16 protein-coding genes are annotated in these 15,269 nt (G+C 68.8%); 10 read left to right on the plus strand and 6 right to left on the minus strand.

Going from position 1 to position 15,269, the window contains the following annotated elements; genetic code table 11:
* Positions 1 to 371: 371 nt before the first annotated feature.
* Both B3D50_RS01545 and B3D50_RS01550 read left to right on the plus strand, forming a co-directional pair.
* Positions 372 to 527 (plus strand): RtcB family protein, encoded by a 156-nt coding sequence (locus B3D50_RS01545; RefSeq protein ID WP_286949106.1) that lies wholly within the window; start codon positions 372 to 374, stop codon positions 525 to 527.
* Between the two features lie 70 nt (positions 528 to 597).
* Positions 598 to 1,530 carry a hypothetical protein gene (locus B3D50_RS01550; protein ID WP_286949107.1) on the plus strand — a complete coding sequence of 311 codons (933 nt, stop codon included), beginning with the start codon at positions 598 to 600 and terminating at the stop codon, positions 1,528 to 1,530.
* A gap of 12 nt (positions 1,531 to 1,542) precedes the next feature.
* Here the strand turns inward: B3D50_RS01550 and B3D50_RS01555 are convergent, their stop codons facing one another.
* Genes B3D50_RS01555 through B3D50_RS01580 form a run of 6 tightly spaced genes read right to left on the minus strand, consistent with a single transcriptional unit; the run spans position 1,543 to position 7,520 of the window.
* Positions 1,543 to 2,424 (minus strand): RDD family protein, encoded by an 882-nt coding sequence (locus B3D50_RS01555; RefSeq protein ID WP_286949108.1) that lies wholly within the window; start codon positions 2,422 to 2,424, stop codon positions 1,543 to 1,545.
* Entirely contained in the window at positions 2,414 to 3,418 is a 1,005-nt protein-coding gene (locus B3D50_RS01560) for a stage II sporulation protein M (RefSeq protein WP_286949109.1), read from the minus strand. Before B3D50_RS01560 ends, B3D50_RS01555 begins: the two co-directional genes overlap by 11 nt.
* Positions 3,415 to 4,731 carry a DUF58 domain-containing protein gene (locus B3D50_RS01565; RefSeq protein ID WP_286949110.1) on the minus strand — a complete coding sequence of 439 codons (1,317 nt, stop codon included), beginning with the start codon at positions 4,729 to 4,731 and terminating at the stop codon, positions 3,415 to 3,417. The genes B3D50_RS01560 and B3D50_RS01565 overlap by 4 nt, the downstream gene beginning before the upstream one ends.
* Positions 4,728 to 5,684 (minus strand): AAA family ATPase, encoded by a 957-nt coding sequence (locus B3D50_RS01570; protein WP_286949111.1) that lies wholly within the window; start codon positions 5,682 to 5,684, stop codon positions 4,728 to 4,730. Before B3D50_RS01570 ends, B3D50_RS01565 begins: the two co-directional genes overlap by 4 nt.
* Positions 5,671 to 6,897, minus strand: coding sequence for a DUF4350 domain-containing protein (locus tag B3D50_RS01575; protein ID WP_286949112.1), 1,227 nt, complete (start codon positions 6,895 to 6,897; stop codon positions 5,671 to 5,673). The genes B3D50_RS01570 and B3D50_RS01575 overlap by 14 nt, the downstream gene beginning before the upstream one ends.
* Positions 6,894 to 7,520 (minus strand): DUF4129 domain-containing protein, encoded by a 627-nt coding sequence (locus B3D50_RS01580; protein ID WP_286949113.1) that lies wholly within the window; start codon positions 7,518 to 7,520, stop codon positions 6,894 to 6,896. Before B3D50_RS01580 ends, B3D50_RS01575 begins: the two co-directional genes overlap by 4 nt.
* Positions 7,521 to 7,751: 231 nt before the next feature.
* On the opposite strand from B3D50_RS01580, the gene B3D50_RS01585 reads away from it, so the two are divergent.
* The 8 genes from B3D50_RS01585 (at position 7,752) to B3D50_RS01620 (ending at position 15,258) form a co-directional block, all read left to right on the plus strand.
* A complete protein-coding gene (locus tag B3D50_RS01585) occupies positions 7,752 to 8,423 on the plus strand; it encodes a secretin and TonB N-terminal domain-containing protein (RefSeq protein WP_286949115.1) in 672 nt (223 codons plus the stop codon).
* A 309-nt stretch (positions 8,424 to 8,732) separates the two neighbouring features.
* Entirely contained in the window at positions 8,733 to 9,146 is a 414-nt protein-coding gene (locus tag B3D50_RS01590; protein ID WP_286949116.1) for a TonB family protein, read from the plus strand.
* 10 nt (positions 9,147 to 9,156) lie between these two features.
* Positions 9,157 to 9,702, plus strand: a complete 546-nt coding sequence (locus tag B3D50_RS01595; protein ID WP_269300631.1) for an RNA polymerase sigma factor — start codon at positions 9,157 to 9,159, stop codon at positions 9,700 to 9,702.
* 47 nt (positions 9,703 to 9,749) lie between these two features.
* Positions 9,750 to 10,688: a FecR family protein gene (locus tag B3D50_RS01600; protein WP_286949117.1), complete on the plus strand. Its 939-nt coding sequence runs from the start codon at positions 9,750 to 9,752 to the stop codon at positions 10,686 to 10,688.
* A 142-nt stretch (positions 10,689 to 10,830) separates the two neighbouring features.
* Positions 10,831 to 12,408 (plus strand): ShlB/FhaC/HecB family hemolysin secretion/activation protein, encoded by a 1,578-nt coding sequence (locus tag B3D50_RS01605; RefSeq protein WP_286949118.1) that lies wholly within the window; start codon positions 10,831 to 10,833, stop codon positions 12,406 to 12,408.
* Positions 12,408 to 14,135 carry a DUF2341 domain-containing protein gene (locus tag B3D50_RS01610; RefSeq protein ID WP_286949119.1) on the plus strand — a complete coding sequence of 576 codons (1,728 nt, stop codon included), beginning with the start codon at positions 12,408 to 12,410 and terminating at the stop codon, positions 14,133 to 14,135. The genes B3D50_RS01605 and B3D50_RS01610 overlap by 1 nt, the downstream gene beginning before the upstream one ends.
* 14 nt (positions 14,136 to 14,149) lie before the next feature.
* Positions 14,150 to 14,560, plus strand: coding sequence for an ExbD/TolR family protein (locus tag B3D50_RS01615; protein WP_269300627.1), 411 nt, complete (start codon positions 14,150 to 14,152; stop codon positions 14,558 to 14,560).
* Between the two features lie 5 nt (positions 14,561 to 14,565).
* Positions 14,566 to 15,258, plus strand: coding sequence for a TonB C-terminal domain-containing protein (locus B3D50_RS01620; RefSeq protein ID WP_286949120.1), 693 nt, complete (start codon positions 14,566 to 14,568; stop codon positions 15,256 to 15,258).
* The last annotated feature ends 11 nt before the right edge of the window (positions 15,259 to 15,269 follow it).

Below are 15,269 nucleotides of genomic sequence, written 5' to 3' on the forward strand. Positions count from 1 at the left end.
CGCCTCGGGGCTTTCTGCTGTCTGCGCCTGATCCAGCGCTAACAGCATCGTGTCGAATGGGTGTTCACCAGGCTTCACCGTTCGCGCATGGCTCTGGGCCTCAGGCCCATCCGGGCCTGCAAAGCGTCCATCTCCGCCCCCTGCTTTCGGGCCGACAGGAAATGCGCGAACAGCGGAAGGATATCATCTCGCCTTACGCGCAGCGGGGGCATCCGCAATCGCACGACGTTCAGGCGATAGAACAGGTCGGATCGAAAGCCCCCTCTTGAGCCGCGCCTACCAGATCGCGTTTCGACGCGGCGATGACACAGGCGCTACGACGGTCCGATAGGACCATACGTAAGAAGAGAGACGACCACGTCGCATGACACATGATCGAAGATCCGGAGCACTTGCTCATTGAGGATGCGGCGCTTCATCAGTTGAAGAACGTGGTTTCGCTGCCCTTCATCCATAAACACGGGGCGGCCATGCCGGACGTGCATTGGGGCATGAAAGCTCTGGTCAATCCGCTGCTACATCGATAGGCCGGATGTGAGAGCATTCGGGGGCATGATCATGCGTGGTGAGGTTCTGACATTCGATCAGGCAACCGGGATGGGAGCGATCCTGGGCGACGATACGGCGCGCTATCTGTTCAATGCTACGCAGGTGCGGACACCCTTGCCGCCAAAGCGCGGGCAGAAGGTCGATTTCGTGCCTGGCGCGGATCTGCAGGCGACCGAGATCTTCATACTTCAGGCGGTCGCTCCGCCGACCTGGACGGGGCAGGCCGCCAGCCGGGGCGGCCAGTTCGACCTCGGGCGTGTGATCCAGCGCACCTTCACGGCTATTCGAGAAAACGCAGCGATCTTTTTCGGCGCGTCGACGGTCATGGTCGGGGCGCCCAGCGCCGTCATGGGGCTGGGCCAGGGCACGGCCGTCACCGGCGGCGCCGCCGTCGGATTCCTGACGATGGCGGCGGGCTGGGTGTTCTATCTGGTGGGGCTTTACATGCTTCAGGGCATGGTGGTGAAGGCGGCGGTCAACGGCTTCAACGGCAAGGCGACCTCCTTTGGCCAAGCGTTTGATGTCGGCGTAAAGATGTTTCTGCCGCTGCTGGGGCTGGCCATCATCGCCGCGCTGGGCGCGGGACTGGGTTATCTGGCCCTGATCGTGCCGGGCGTGATCCTTTCGGTGATGTGGTCGGTCGCCTCGCCCGCCGTGGTGGTCGAGAAGCGAGGCGTGCTCGAGAGCCTGCAACGCAGTCGCGACCTGACGCGCGGTTATCGCTGGAACGTGTTCGGCCTGATGGTCATCTATGTGATCCTGTCGTGGATCATCGGGGCGGCGGTCGGCGCGCTCGGTCTGGCGACCGGCGGCGGCTTCCTCGACGGCAGCCCGAACCTATGGGTCAATACGGCGTCCGGCGTGGTGGTCAACATCCTGTCGGCGGTGGTCGCTTCGGCCGGGGTGGCGGCGCTCTATTACGAACTGCGGACCGTCAAGGAAGGAGCGGGGCCTGAGGCCCTGGCCGCCGTGTTCGACTGACGGCCCGCGGCGTCAGACGTCGTGCTTGTCGCGACGCCGCACGCCCATCAGCAGCTTCTGCTCCAGTCGCCCACGCACGGCGGCATAATAGGCGCTGAGGAAGTCGCGGTCCGTCTGGTGCGGATCGCGCGACCATCCGATCTTGCCCATGATGCGGTCGGCGACGGCGCGCATGGTTCTACGCTCGCCGGTGCGCAGGACGGATTCCAGGACGTGCAGCTCCTTGGCTCCATAGGCGTCCAACTGCGCCAGGGTGAAGTCATATCTCGCCAGTTGTTCCGACCCGTCATCGGCCATGTCGCGGGTCAGCTTGCGGCGCGGCGTGCGCACCACCCAGGTGCCGCCGACCAGGTCGCCCAGGCGCAGGCGGTCGCGGTTGAACAGGGGGAAGAAGACGAAAATCGCCGCCCAGAGGAAGGCCAGCAGATACATCCAGCTGTCGACTCCGCCCTGACCCGCCTGCGTCACTAGAAGGGACAGCGGCAGGAAGACCTCCAGCTCGCGCATGGCGTTGCGCGCAAACACCGATTCCGCCCGCAGTCGCCCGCCGTCGCGTGAGGCGACGCGTAGGCCCATCGCCCGTTTGCCGGGCGTGGCGGCGGCGGCCGACAGCTCGAAGGCGGTGAAGTAGAAGTTCCTCAGCAGGAAGAAGACCGCCAGCCACAGCACGGCGACCAGTTCCGCCCCCGCCTGTCCGGCCGCGCCTATGGCGCCGACGCCGGTGAAGATCAGGGCCAGGGTGAAAGCGATCAGCACGCCGATGATGATTCCGGCGTCCAGCAGGAAGGCCGCCGCCCTTTGCCCGGCGTCGCCGATGTTCAGACGCAGGTCGACGCCCTCGGGCGTGATGAAGGGGCGCTCGGTCTTGTCGATCCTTGCGGCGTCAGCGGACACGAAACGTCTCCCGTCTCGGACCATAGAAGTAGAGCCCCCAGATCAGGGCCGTCACGCCCGCCACGGCGTAGCGCAGGCCGGTGTCGGCGATCAGTTGCCGCCCGAAGCCCTCCAGCAGACCGGCGAGCAGCAGCATGACGATGACCCCGCCCATGACCACGCCGGCGGTTCGTCCGGCTTGAACGGCGGCGTCCAGTCGGTGCGCCCGGCCGGGGAAGGCGACGGCCCAGCCGATTTTCAGTCCCGCAGCGCCGGCCAGGATGACTGCGAACAGCTCGGTTACGCCGTGAATCAGCAGCCAGCCGCCCAACTCGACCCCCAGGCCGCGGCTGGCGAACAGGGCGAAGAAGGCGCCCAGCGTCGCGCCGTTGTAGAGGACCAGCAATCCGGTCGGCAGGCACAGGGCGAAGCCCAGCGCGAAGGCGAACAGGGCGACCTTGGCGTTGTGGGTGAACAGGAAGGCCGCGAACACCGACAGGCCGTCGGCGCTCCCTGTCCCGTCCAAGGTGGCGCGCAGGGTGGCGGTCGAAGCGCCTGGATCGCGTCCGCCCGCCAGATCGCCCGGCACGAAGGCGTAGAACCATTCGGGATCGTGCATCACCAGCCAGCCGCCGACCACGGCGCCGAGCAGCATCAGGGCGGCGGATACCAGGGTCTCGCGCCACAGGCCTTTGACCGAGGCGGGCCAGTCATGACGGAAGAAGGCGTTCAGCCGGTCGCGCACGGTCGCCCGCGAGCCGTAGACGAAGAAGTAGGCCCGCGCCGACAACGTCTCCAGATAGTCGATCAGCCCCTGGTCCAGCGAGGTCTCGCGCGCCACCGACAGGGCCGACAGGGTTGAGCGGTACAGCACGGGCACGGCCAGGATCTCTTCATCGGTCAGTTTGGACGCCGAACCTTTTTCAGCCTTGTCCATCAACCGCTCCAGGCGGCGCCAGTCGTCTTCCCGCGCCTGGCGGAAGCGCTGGCTTTTCAGCAGGGGGGCGTCGGTCACAGCAGATCCCTCCGCTTCAGGTCCAGATAGGCGTTGACCGCCTCGGGCCCGACCTGATCGGCGGGGGCGTCGACGATGTGGGCGCCCATGCGGCGCAGGCGGCTGATGACCGTCTCGCGTTCGCGCAGCAGGCTGGCGGCGACGACGGCGCGCGACACGTCCTCGGCCGTTTCCGGCGCGGCGGCGACCAGGGCCTCCAACTCCTCGTCGCGCAGGACGACGAACAGCACCAGGTGGCGTTTCAGCAGCCGACCCAGAGATTCGATCATCAGTTCCGCGGCGGTGGAATCGGTGAAGTCGGTGAAGACCACGATCAGGGATCGGCGCTGGAGCTGTCCCGACAGGGTGGCCAGGGCCAGGGTGTAGTTGGTCTCGTGCGTCGAATAATCGACCCGGCCGACGACGGTCTGCAGGGTGCGGAAGGCGTTCATGCCGCCGACGGCGCCGGTCGACAGGCGCGGCCGGGAATCGAAGGCGAACAGACCCGCCCGGTCGCCCGAGCGCAGGCAGGCGTAGGACAGCAGCAGGGCCGCGTGGATGAAGCGGTCCACGCGCGGCATGACGCCGACCGGCTCGCAGGCGGCGCGTCCGCAGTCCAGGGCCATGATGACGTTGTGGTTGCGCTCGGTGCGGAATTCCTTGGCCAACAGGGCGGCGTGGCGGGCCGACTGCTTCCAGTCGATGGCGCGTCGGTCCATGCCGGGCTGAAAGTCGCGCAAGGCCTGGAATTCGGCGCCTTCGCCGATGTCCAACTGGGCCTTGGTTCCGAACAGGGCGTCGCGGGCGAACAGGCGCACCGCCTGATCGCGCACCCACTGCAGGTCGGTCAGCACCGGCGCCGACAGATCCAGACGGAACGTCTTCTGCTTCCAGGCCATACCCATCGGGCCGCGCCAGCGTATCCAAAGCTCATGCAGGCCTGCGTCGCCGCGTCGTTCGGGCGTGAAGGGGAAGGCGAGGGAGGCGACATGGCCATGCACCGCGGCCTGACGCGGGGCGTCATCCACGCCCAGTTTGGCCTCGCCCGACAGGGCGGCTTCGACCTCGTGCGGCGCGCGGCCCTGCGCGGCGAAGCGCGCTGTCAGTCCGACCAGGCCCGGTCGTCCGACGGCGGCGCGCACCGGCTCGGGCGGGTCCAGCGTCAGGCTAGAGCGCGAGCCGGTCAGCAGGGCATCCGCCGCGAACAGCAGCACGACGCCGGCGATCCAGACCGGACCGACCAGCCAGCCGACAGGCGTCAGCACGCCCGCCAGCAGGGCGACGGGCGCTCCCGCCGCCAGGACCGTCACCGCACGTCGGGTCGGATAGATCACCGGGGCGCCGCCACCTGATCCACCAGGCCGGCCAGCACCTGCTCGACGCGACGGCCTTCGATCTCGGCCGCGGGCGACAGCACCAGGCGGTGACGCAGGGCCGGGATCGCCAACGCCTTCACGTCGTCGGGAATGACGTAGTCGCGCCCGTCCAGGGCGGCGCGGGCGCGGGCGGCGACGGCCAGCATGGCCCCGGCGCGCGGCGAGGCGCCCGTCTCCACATCGGCGGAATCGCGCGTGGCCCGCACCAGGGCGGCGATATAGCCGACGACCTCATCCGTCAGCCGCACTTGAGCCACGGCGTCCACGGCGGCGGCGATGGCGGCGCCTTCGGCCACGGTCTCGACGCCCAGGGCCACGGGATCCATCTGCCCGGTGCGCGACCCGTGGGCGGCGATGATGGCGCGCTCCTGCTCCAGGTCGGGGTAGTCGAGGACGTGCTTGAACAGGAAGCGGTCCAGCTGCGCCTCGGGCAGGGGATAGGTGCCCTGCTGCTCGATCGGGTTCTGGGTGGCGACGACGGTGAAGCGCGGGCTCAGCGCATGGGCCTGGCCGTCGATGGTGATGTTGCGCTCCTGCATGGCTTCCAGCAGGGCGGCCTGGGTCTTGGGCGGCGTGCGGTTGATCTCGTCCGCCAGCAGCAGTTCGCAGAAGATCGGCCCGCGCGTCAGGGTGAAGCTGGAGGTCTGGAAGTTGAACAGGTTCGACCCCAGGATATCGCCCGGCATCAGATCCGGCGTGAACTGGATGCGGCCGTAGTCCAGCCCGACTGAACGGGCGAAGCTGTGGGCCAGCAGGGTCTTGGCCGTGCCGGGCGGGCCTTCCAGCAGGACGTGGCCGCCCGCGAACAGGGCGGTCAGCAACAGGTCGACGGCGCCGTCCTGGCCCACCACGGCCTTGGCGATCTCGGCGCGGATGCGCTCGGCGATCGTCTTCACCTCATTGACGTGCACGGGTCAGCTCCTGGTTCCAGCGATAGAGGGCGGCGGCGACCCGCATCAGGTCGCCTGGGGTCTTGGCCGTCCTGGCCTGATCGGCCAGGGCGGAATAGGTCGCGTGCGCGCCGGTGGTCCGGCTGACGCGATCGAGGAAGGCGTCGAGTTCGTCCTCGCTCAGGCGGCGCGGGGCGCCGATGGCGCGGACGACGGCGGCGCGGGTCAGCAGGGCGTAGGGCGCGGCCATGTGATGCTCGCGCCGGGCCAGCCGCACCAGCCCCGCCGTATTGTCGGCCAACCCGCGCTTGCCCAGGGCGATGACGCGGCCGCTCTCGCGCGCGGGGCCGAAACGCACGACGGCCTGATAGCCGGCGAAGACCGCCAGCGCCGCCAGCACCAGCGTCATGCCCAGCAGCGGCGGCTCCAGCATCAGCCGCAACAGGCTGCGCGTGCGCTGCATCCCGTGCAGCGTCAGGTCGAAGATGACCGGCGCGTCCTTCGCCCGCACGACGTCCAGCAGGGCGATGGCCGTGCGCGCGCCATTCAGCGTCTTTAGCCCGTGGGTGCTGAGCAGGTCGGCGTCGGCCAGCACATAGACTCGCGTGGTCGCGTGCATGGCCAGAACGGGGCGACCCCGATCGTCCGTCACGACAGGAACCCAGTCGGGGCCGGACAAGGTCTTCAGCGCATCGACATCCACCGGCGCGCCGAAGGGCGTGCCGTCAGGGCGTTTCAAGCCGACGCTCGCGCGGCCGTCGCGCGATTGCAGGCGGGCGCCCTGGCGCAGGTGCTCGCTCAGCGGCGCCAGCGAGGCCTGGTCGGGCAGCAGGCCCGTCGTGCGAACCCAGCCAGGGTGCTTGGGGTCGGGCGTCGCGCTCCACTTGGGCAGGACGATCAGGGTCGCGCCGGCATGGTTGATGTCGTCGATCTGCTCGGGCGGGGCGCCGGGCGGCGGCGTCAGGACCAGCAGGCTTTCGTCCGAGGAAGGCGTCAGGCGGCCCCGGCTCATCGTCACCGGCACGCCGAGATTTCGCAGCAGGACCGGCATTGCGCCGAAACCGGTCGAGCTGCGCGACAGGGCGTGGCCGCCGCCGTCGTCGCCGGACTTCAGTTCGGGCGCATAGGCCGACAGCACGCCCAGTCCGGCCAGGGCCACGACGCTGACCAGCAGCAGGCTGATGAGGACGACGGGGGAAAAGGCGTTCCCGGCCGCTATGGCGGAGCGGCTCATGCGCGCCAGCCTTCGGGCAGGGCGAAGGCCTCATAGGCCTGGCGACAGTCGGCGAAATCCTGGGCGTCCACGTCGGCGCCGCCGAACAGGCTGCGTTCGACCACGCGGCCGATTCGTTCAAAGGCGGGGCGCGCCGCCTCGGGCAAGGCTTTCAGGCGGGCGATCTCGCGCGCGGTCAGCGACACCCGCAGCGCGCGCGGCTGGCGTTTTTCAATGTCCTGCACGCTGCGCAGCAACAACAGATGGGCGGCGTCGGCGTATTGTCCGCGCGCGGCCAGGGCGTCGGCCTCGGCCAGCAGGTCGCGGGCCGCCTGAACGTCCGGACGCCAGTCGGCTTCGACCGGCGTCGCTGGCTTGTCAGGCTTGGCGGCGGGTTTCCGCAGTCGCAGGATCTCGCGCACGATGGCGTAGAGGATCAGCCCCGCCAGCAGGGCCAGCCCGATCCAGAACACCCATTTCAGCACCGGCGCCAGGAACTGCAACGTCTCGCCGATCCAGCGCAGCCAGCCGGGAGTCTGCGGCGGGTCGAAATTGGCGCGGTCGAACTGAAACGACGGATCATTCAGCAGGATAGCGTGGGCCTCGGCGGTTTTTTCGTAGGAAGCCGAAGCCTCGCCTTGCATTCCAACGCCCCTTCGCTTCGTTATTCAAGCCATAGAGGGGGGGCTGCTCAAGTCAATCGCGAGAAACGCTTTGGTTGTCCGAGGTGCGGCCGCAGCCAGCGTCGGCAAGGCGGCAGGGCTGATCGTTGGCGAATAAATTCAATTGGGCCGAAATCGGCTTGTCGGCGACTAGGACGTGGACCTGGCCGCGTATCCGATCAAAGTTGGTGCAGACGGGGAAGGGGAAGAACGATGTTGCGATTCGGGATGGCGTTCTTCGGCTCTGTTGCCTTCCTTGCGCTGATCTTTTCGAGCAGCGGTGAGGCCTTGGCGGCCAGCCAAGTCGATTCGACGCGTCGTTTCGAGATTGCTGCGCAGCCGCTGGATCAGGCGCTGGCGGCGTTCTCCGTCTCGACGGGACTGCAGATGCTCTATGACAGCGCCTTGGCGGCCGGACGGCGCTCGGCGCCGGTGGCGGGGGCCATGGAGCCGCGCGAGGCGCTGGCCCTGATGTTGGCAGGTACGGGCCTATCGGCGCGTTTCACCTCGGCTGGAGCGGTGGTGATCTACGCCGGCTCGACCTCGGCGGTGACGTTGAATCCGATCACCGCGACGGCGGCGCCGGTGGTGGGGCGGGCAGGGGCGAGCGTCGAAGCCCGAGCGTACGCTGAGGCCGTCCAGCGACAGGTGATCGAGGCCTTGCGCCAGGACGCCGTCCTTTCCGAGGGCGACTATGCCCTGAGCGTGCGGCTGTGGGTTAAGGAGGACGGTGCCGCCCAGCGGGTGGAAGCCCTGGCGGCATCCGGCGATGCCGGACGCGATGAGCGGTTTCTGGCTCTGGTGAAGCATGCGGTTTTTCCGGCGCCGCCTGCAGACCTGCCGCAACCCATGCGAATCCAGTTTCGTGTTCGGCAGAGGCGCTGACATACCAGCGTCACCGTTCTGTCGCGGGTCGCGGTTTAGGGAGGGGGCGTCACAGCGGCTCTGACGGCTCGACCTCCACCCATGACGCGAAACTGGCTCCTTGGCGCGGCGACGTCGGCGGCCCTGCACGGCGGGGCGGCGGCGGTGCTTTTGACGACTTCGGCGCCGCCGCAGGGGGCGGAGACGCAGATGATTCAGCCCCGCGCCATCGCTATTGAACTGGTTGACGTAAGCCGAATGACATCAGGCGAAGCCCTGAGCGCTGAAAGGTCCGTAGGCGCGGCGAGGACGGCCGTTGTCGACCGGAACGTGGCGTCGGTCGCCCCCACAGAGGCCACGAACGCCGCGCCGATGCAGGCCGCGAGCGGCGCCGAGGCCAGCCGGGCCGCCGCTACGCCGGATCCCGGCGTCATGTCCGACTACTACCGACGGGTGGAAAGCCATCTGGCGCGGTTTCACGCCTATCCGGCGGCGCTGACGGCGGCGCGCCCGACCGGCGTGGTGAGGGTCGGCCTGATCGTCCAGAGGGACGGCCGAGTGATGGACGCCTGGATCGAGACCAGTTCCGGCGTCGCGCCGCTGGACGCCGCCGCCTTGCAGACCTTGAGACGCGCCGAGCCGTTGCCGGGGCTGCCGGCGACCCTGCCGGGCGCGATCGATCTGATCGTGCCCTTGCGATACGCCGCTTCGACCAGGGCGGGCGAAGCGCGGGCCGGGGCATGAGGCGATTGTGATGGCTATGGACGCCGCTGCGCGCCTGCGGGGACATCTGGTCGAGAAATACGAGACCTTGCTGACGGGCCTCAGCGCCAGGCTCGGCTCGCGAGAGCAGGCGCGGGACGCCCTGCAGGACGCCTATGTGAAGCTGTCGAACAGCGGACCTCAGGACGAGGTGCGGCATCCGACGGCCTATCTGTTCCGCATGGCGCTGAACATCGCCGCCAACGCCCGGCGACGGGACCGGCGACTGCTGGGGTTCGACGAGGTGGCGGCCCTGCTGGATGTGGCGGATGAAACGCCTGACCCGTCCGCCGTCGTGGAGGCACGGTCGGATCTGGCGACGGTCAAGGCGACGATGGCCGGAATGTCGTCGCGCCGGCGAGCCATCTGCACCGCCGCCTGGCTGGACGGGCTGTCCACGGCCGAGATCGCGCAGCGGCACGGCGTGGCGCAGCGGACGGTGCAGCATGAACTGAAGCTGGCGACCGAGGCGCTGCAGAAGAAATTGGCTCAACCCAAGGTCATATCCTTGCGCCGTTCGGCGGATGGCGTGTCATGAATTACAGGAGCGCCTCGGAGGCCGGATATGAACGGCGGGAGCAGGACGTGAGCGACGCGGTCGCCGAACAGGCCCAGGCCTGGGTTCGCCGTCTGATGGCGGGCGAGGCGACGCAGGGCGACGCCTTGGACCTAGCCGTCTGGCGCCGGAGCGATCCGCGTCATGAGGCGGCCTTCGTTCAGGCCGCGCGGCTGCACGGCATGGCGCGGCGGGCGGCGGCCGAATTGCGAGTGGAAACGGCGAGGCGTCCCCTGTCCCCGACACGCGGCCTCAGCCGACGCATGGTGATCGGCGGGGCGGTGGCGGCGTCGGCGGCGGGGGTGTCGATCGTGGCGTTGCGTTCAGGCGCGACCCGTTTTTCGCCGCCGCCGGCCGATTTCGAGACCGCCAAGGGGGAAACACGCCGTGTGGTTCTGGCCGAAGGCGTGTCCGCCGAGTTGAACACCCTGACGCGCATCGCCCTGCGCCCGCAGGCCGGGCCGGGCGCGTTCGAGTTGCTCACCGGCGAGGCGGTGGTGACGGTCGAAGCGCGTGACGCGCCCGTCTTCATCTTCGCCGACGGCGGCCAGACGACGACGACCCAGGCGCGGCTGTCGCTGCGATGCTTGGGCGGCGAGGTTCGGATTTCTTGTCTCGAAGGGGCGGCGCGCGTGTCCTCCGGCGGGCAGGCGGCGGCTCTGCCGGCGCATCACAGCGTGACCTATGATCGCAAGCGTCTACAGGCGCCGGCGCCGATCGATCTGGCGGAAGAGGCGGCCTGGCGGCAGGGTCTGCTGGTCTTCCGCGATCAGCGGCTGGGCGATGTGATCGAGGAGATCAACCGTTATCGCGCAGGGCGCATCGTCATCGCCGATCCGCGTCTCAGAAACCGCCGCGTCAACGGGGCCTTCCATACCGACCGCATCGATCAGGTCATTGACCAGATGAAGCTGGCCTATGGCGTCCGCGCCGCCCGCCTGCCGGGTGATGTCGTCGTCGTGACCTGACGAACTGGCGCATAGGCGACTGGAAAACGTCGCGAAATCTTCACGCTAAATCTTTGCGCCTGTTTCCGCTGCGGGTGTCTCTCCTCTGACGACCGAATGCGAGGCGTCGGCGGCTTCGGCCTCCGACCGTCACGGGGGATGGATGCAGGTTTACAGGAAACAACGCGCGCTTGCGGGCGCGGCCGGCGCTCTGGCGCTGGCCGCGGCGATGGCGGTTCAGGCGGCGCCCGCCGCCGCTCAGGACGCGACGCGCTTCGATGTTCGCGCCTTTCAGGTGAAGGGCAATACGGTGCTGCCGCCGGATGTGGTCGAGCGGGCGGTCTATCCCTTCATGGGACCGGGGCGGACCTCGGATGACGTGGAGGCGGCGCGCGCCGCGCTTCAGGCCGTCTATGAGGCGCGCGGCTTCATCGCTGTTTCGGTCTTCATTCCCGAGCAGTCGGTCGAGGGCGGCGTCCTGATGCTGGAGGTGGCCGAGCAGGCCATCGGTCAGGTGGTGGTCGAAGGGGCGAAGAACCCGGACGCCGTGCGCGCCCAGGCGTCCTCGCTGACGCCGGGCCAGACGCCGAACCTGCCGGACTTCCAGCGCGACGTGGTGGCGTTGAACCAGAACCCCACGCGGCGGGTGACGCCGGAACTGCGCGCGGGCGTGGCGCCGGGCACGCTGGACGTGGTGCTGGCGGTCGAAGAAAGCTCGCCGTGGCATGGCTCGCTGGAGCTGAACAACTACTCCAGCGCCTCGACGACGCAGCTGCGGACGGCGGCGACGCTGCGGCACGATAATCTGTGGGGGCGCGGCGACAGCCTCAGCCTGTCGGCGCAAACGGCGCCCGAACGGACCACGGACGGCACCGTCTATTCCGGCAACTATCTGATGCGTCTGGGCGGCGGCGCGCAGTTGCTGGCCTATGCGGTCCATTCCAACAGCGACATCGCCGTGGTCGGCGGCACCAATGTCATCGGCAAGGGCGACCTGGCGGGTCTGCGCCTGATCCGCGCCCTGGGCGGCGGCGAGGGCTTCTATCATTCGCTGACGCTCGGCTTCGACTGGAAGAGCTTCAAGGAAGACGTGATCCTGGGCTCGGACCGCGCCGCTGCGCCGATCGAGTATTTCCCCGCCATGGCCTCGTGGCGCGGCGACTGGAGCGGGGAGGGGCGTCGTAGCGACCTGACCCTGGGCGCTGTCATGGGCGTGCGGGGACTGGGCGACGACAAATGGGCGTTCGACGCCAAGCGCTACAACGCCCGCCAGAGCTTCTTCGCGGTCAAGCTGGACGCCTCGCATACCGAGGAGGTGATCCACGACCTGCAGTTGATGGCGAAGATATCAGCTCAGTGGACCGATCGTCCGCTGATCTCCAACGAGCAGTTCGGCATCGGCGGCCAGAGCTCGGTGCGCGCCTATCGCGAGAGCGAGGCCATGGGCGACTACGGCCTGGCCACGCAGCTGGAGCTGCGTTCGCCGCCGCTGCTTTCCGACTGGCCGGGCGTGGAAGAGCTACGCCTCTACGGTTTCTGGGACGCGGGCTTCGCCGGAATCCACGACCCGCTGCCGGGTCAGAAGGAAGAGCGCCTGCTGATGAGCGCCGGTCTGGGCGGCCGGGTGCGTCTGTTCCGCTACCTCAACGGGGCCGTCGATGTCGGCACGCCCCTGATCTCCATGCCGGGCCGCGATGCGGGCCTGGTTTCCGTTCGCTTCCGCATCTGGGGGGAATTCTGATGGCTTTGACGATGACCAAGAAGGGGCTGCTCGGCGGCCTCGCCGCCACCGTGCTGATCGGGGCCGCGGCCCCGGCGGCTGCGGCGGGCTGGTGGCAGGCGGACTACGCCTATCGAACCAAGATCAACCTGAACGCTCAGGCGGCGGGCGTGACGGGCGAAGTGGCTCGCGCCCCCGTCCTGATCCGTCTGCACACTGGCAATTTCGACTTCGCCGACGTCAAGGCGGACGGCTCGGACCTGCGCTTCGTGGCGGGCGACGACCGCACGCCGCTGGCCTTCCACATCGAGAAGTGGGCGCCCGCCGAGCAGCAGGCCCTGGTCTGGGTGGACGTGTCGAACCTGAAGCCGGGCGCCGCCTCGGCCATCTACGCCTACTATGGCAATGAGAAGGCTGAAGCCGGGCAGAACGCCGCCGGAACTTTCGGCGCCGACTACAAGCTGGTCTGGCACTTCGACGGCGCGGGCGCGCCGCAGGACGCCACCAGCAACGGCCTGAACGGCGTCGGCGGCGAAGGGCGCAATACGGGCGGCCTGATCGGTCAGAGCCTGACGCTGGATGGCGCTTCCGCCGTGTCGGTTCCGGCCGAAGCCTTCGCCCAGGGGCCGGTCTCGGTCAGCTTCTGGGTCAAGCCCGGTTCGGACGGTCAACTGCTGGGTCTGCCGGGCCTCAGCCTGATTTCGGAAGGCGCGACCCTGTTCCTCGACGCCGCGGGTCAACGTAGCGCGGGCGCGGCTCTGCCGGCCGGAACCTGGGCTCATGTCGCGTTGGTCAACGACGGCCAGAAGTCGAGCCTGTTCGTCAACGGTCAGCCGGCCGGCGAGGTCGCGGGCGCGCTGGCGACCGGCCCTGCGGTCCTGGGTCAAGGCTTCGTCGGCGAGATCGACGAGTTCCGCGTGGCGGGCGTCGCCCTGCCGCAGGCCGCCTTCCAGCTGGCGGCCGCCAGCGAGGGGCAGGGAGCCAAGCTGCTGACCTTCGACACGGCCGAACAGACCGAGAGCGGCGGCCACAACTATTTCGGCATCCTGTTCAAGGCGCTGACGGTCGACGCCTGGGTGGTCATCATCATCCTGGGCTTCATGCTGGCCCTGGCCGTCTGGGTCATGATCTCCAAAGGGCTGATGCTGGGTCGCACCACGCGCGCCAACGAAGAGTTCCTGAACGTTTACCGGGAGGTGGCGCATGCTTCGAACGGCCATGACGGTCTCGGCGCCCTGCCGGCCAGCCTGGCCCAGGACTCGCCTCTGGCGCGTCTCTATCAGATCGGTCGTCAGGAACTCGGCATGCGTCTCGCCGAGGGCAAGGCGTCGGGCAGCCGCTTCGCCATTCGTCCGCAGTCGATCGCGGCCATCCGTTCGGCGCTGGACGCCGGTCAGGTGCGCGAGAGCCAGAAGCTGAACAAGTGGATGGTGCTGCTGACCATCGCCATCTCGGGCGGCCCCTTCATCGGCCTGCTGGGCACGGTTCTGGGCGTCATGATCACCTTCGCCTCGGTGGCGGCGGCGGGCGAGGTCAACATCAACGCCATCGCCCCCGGCATCGCCGCGGCCCTGCTGGCCACCGTCGCCGGTCTGGCCGTCGCGATCCCGGCCCTGTTCGGCTACAACTACCTGCTGAGCCGGGTCGAGGACGTCACCGCCGACAACCAGATCTTCGTCGACGAGCTGGAAAAGCGCATCGCCGAAACCTGGCAGGACGCTCCTGCCGCCGCCCTCGCGGCGGAATAGGGGAGCGCTGACCCATGCAGGTTCAGGGCAAGAAACCCTATAACGAGATCAACATCACGCCGCTGGTCGACCTGACCTTCGTGCTGCTGATCATCTTCATCCTGCTGACCACGGCGGCGGTGCAGGGCATCCAGGTCGATCTGCCGTCGGCCTCTGCCTCCCAGGTGCTGGATCAGCCCAAGTCGCGGGTCATCGCGGTCGCCAACGACGGCACGGTGTCGATCGACGCCGTTCCCGTCTCGATGGCCGAGCTGGAGCAGGAGCTGCGCGCCTCGATCGCCTCGACGCCGGACCTTCCGGTGATCCTGCGCGGCGACAGGGCGGTGCAGTACGACCAGATCATGCAGGTGCTGGACCTGTGCTCCAAGGTCGGCGTCGGCAGCCTGGGCATGGCCTCGACCCGCCCGCCGAGCGCGGGGGCCTGAACGCCATGACCTACGCCTTCATGGCGGATGGTCCGCCGCCGCCGCGTCGTCGGCGCAGGATCAGCTGGCCGGTGGTCGGGGCGGTCGTGGTGCTGGCCGCGATCCTGGCCGCGACCTTCCTGCGGCCCGCTTCGGTCAGCGAGCGTCAGCGTGAGGACAAGACGGTGCGGGTGGTCCTGCCGCCTCCGCCGCCTCCGCCCCCGCCGCCCGAGGTCAAGCCTCAAGAGAAGCCGCCCGAGCCGACGCCGACGCCGCTGGATCAGCCGGTCGAGGATACGCCGCCGCCGCCGGACGCGCCGTCCGAACCGACGCTCGGGGACAACGCCCTGACCGCTCGCGAAGGGGCCGGCCCGTCCAACTACGGCCTGGCGCGCGGCGACGGTTCGGGAACCCGCATCGGCGGGCGTCCAGGCGGCGGCGACGGCGGTTTCGGCGCCTATGGCGAGTTGACCCGCCGTGAAGTGACCCAGGCTGTCCAGGGCGAACGTGATCTCAGCCGAGGCCGCTACTCCGCCCAGTTGGCGGTCACCGTCGACGCGGAGGGCCGGATCACCTCGGTCCGCCTGCTGCGCGGCACGGGCGACGCGCGCCGCGACGCCGCCTTGCAGCGCGCCTTGACCGGCCTGCGCCTTTCTCGCCGCCCCCCCGACGGCCTGCCCGTCATGCGCATCGAACTGAACGCCCGAAGCGGCGCCTGATTTTTCTGAGG

The sequence above is a fragment of the Brevundimonas sp. UBA7507 genome (assembly GCF_002478355.1).
Lineage (GTDB): Bacteria > Pseudomonadota > Alphaproteobacteria > Caulobacterales > Caulobacteraceae > Brevundimonas > Brevundimonas diminuta_D.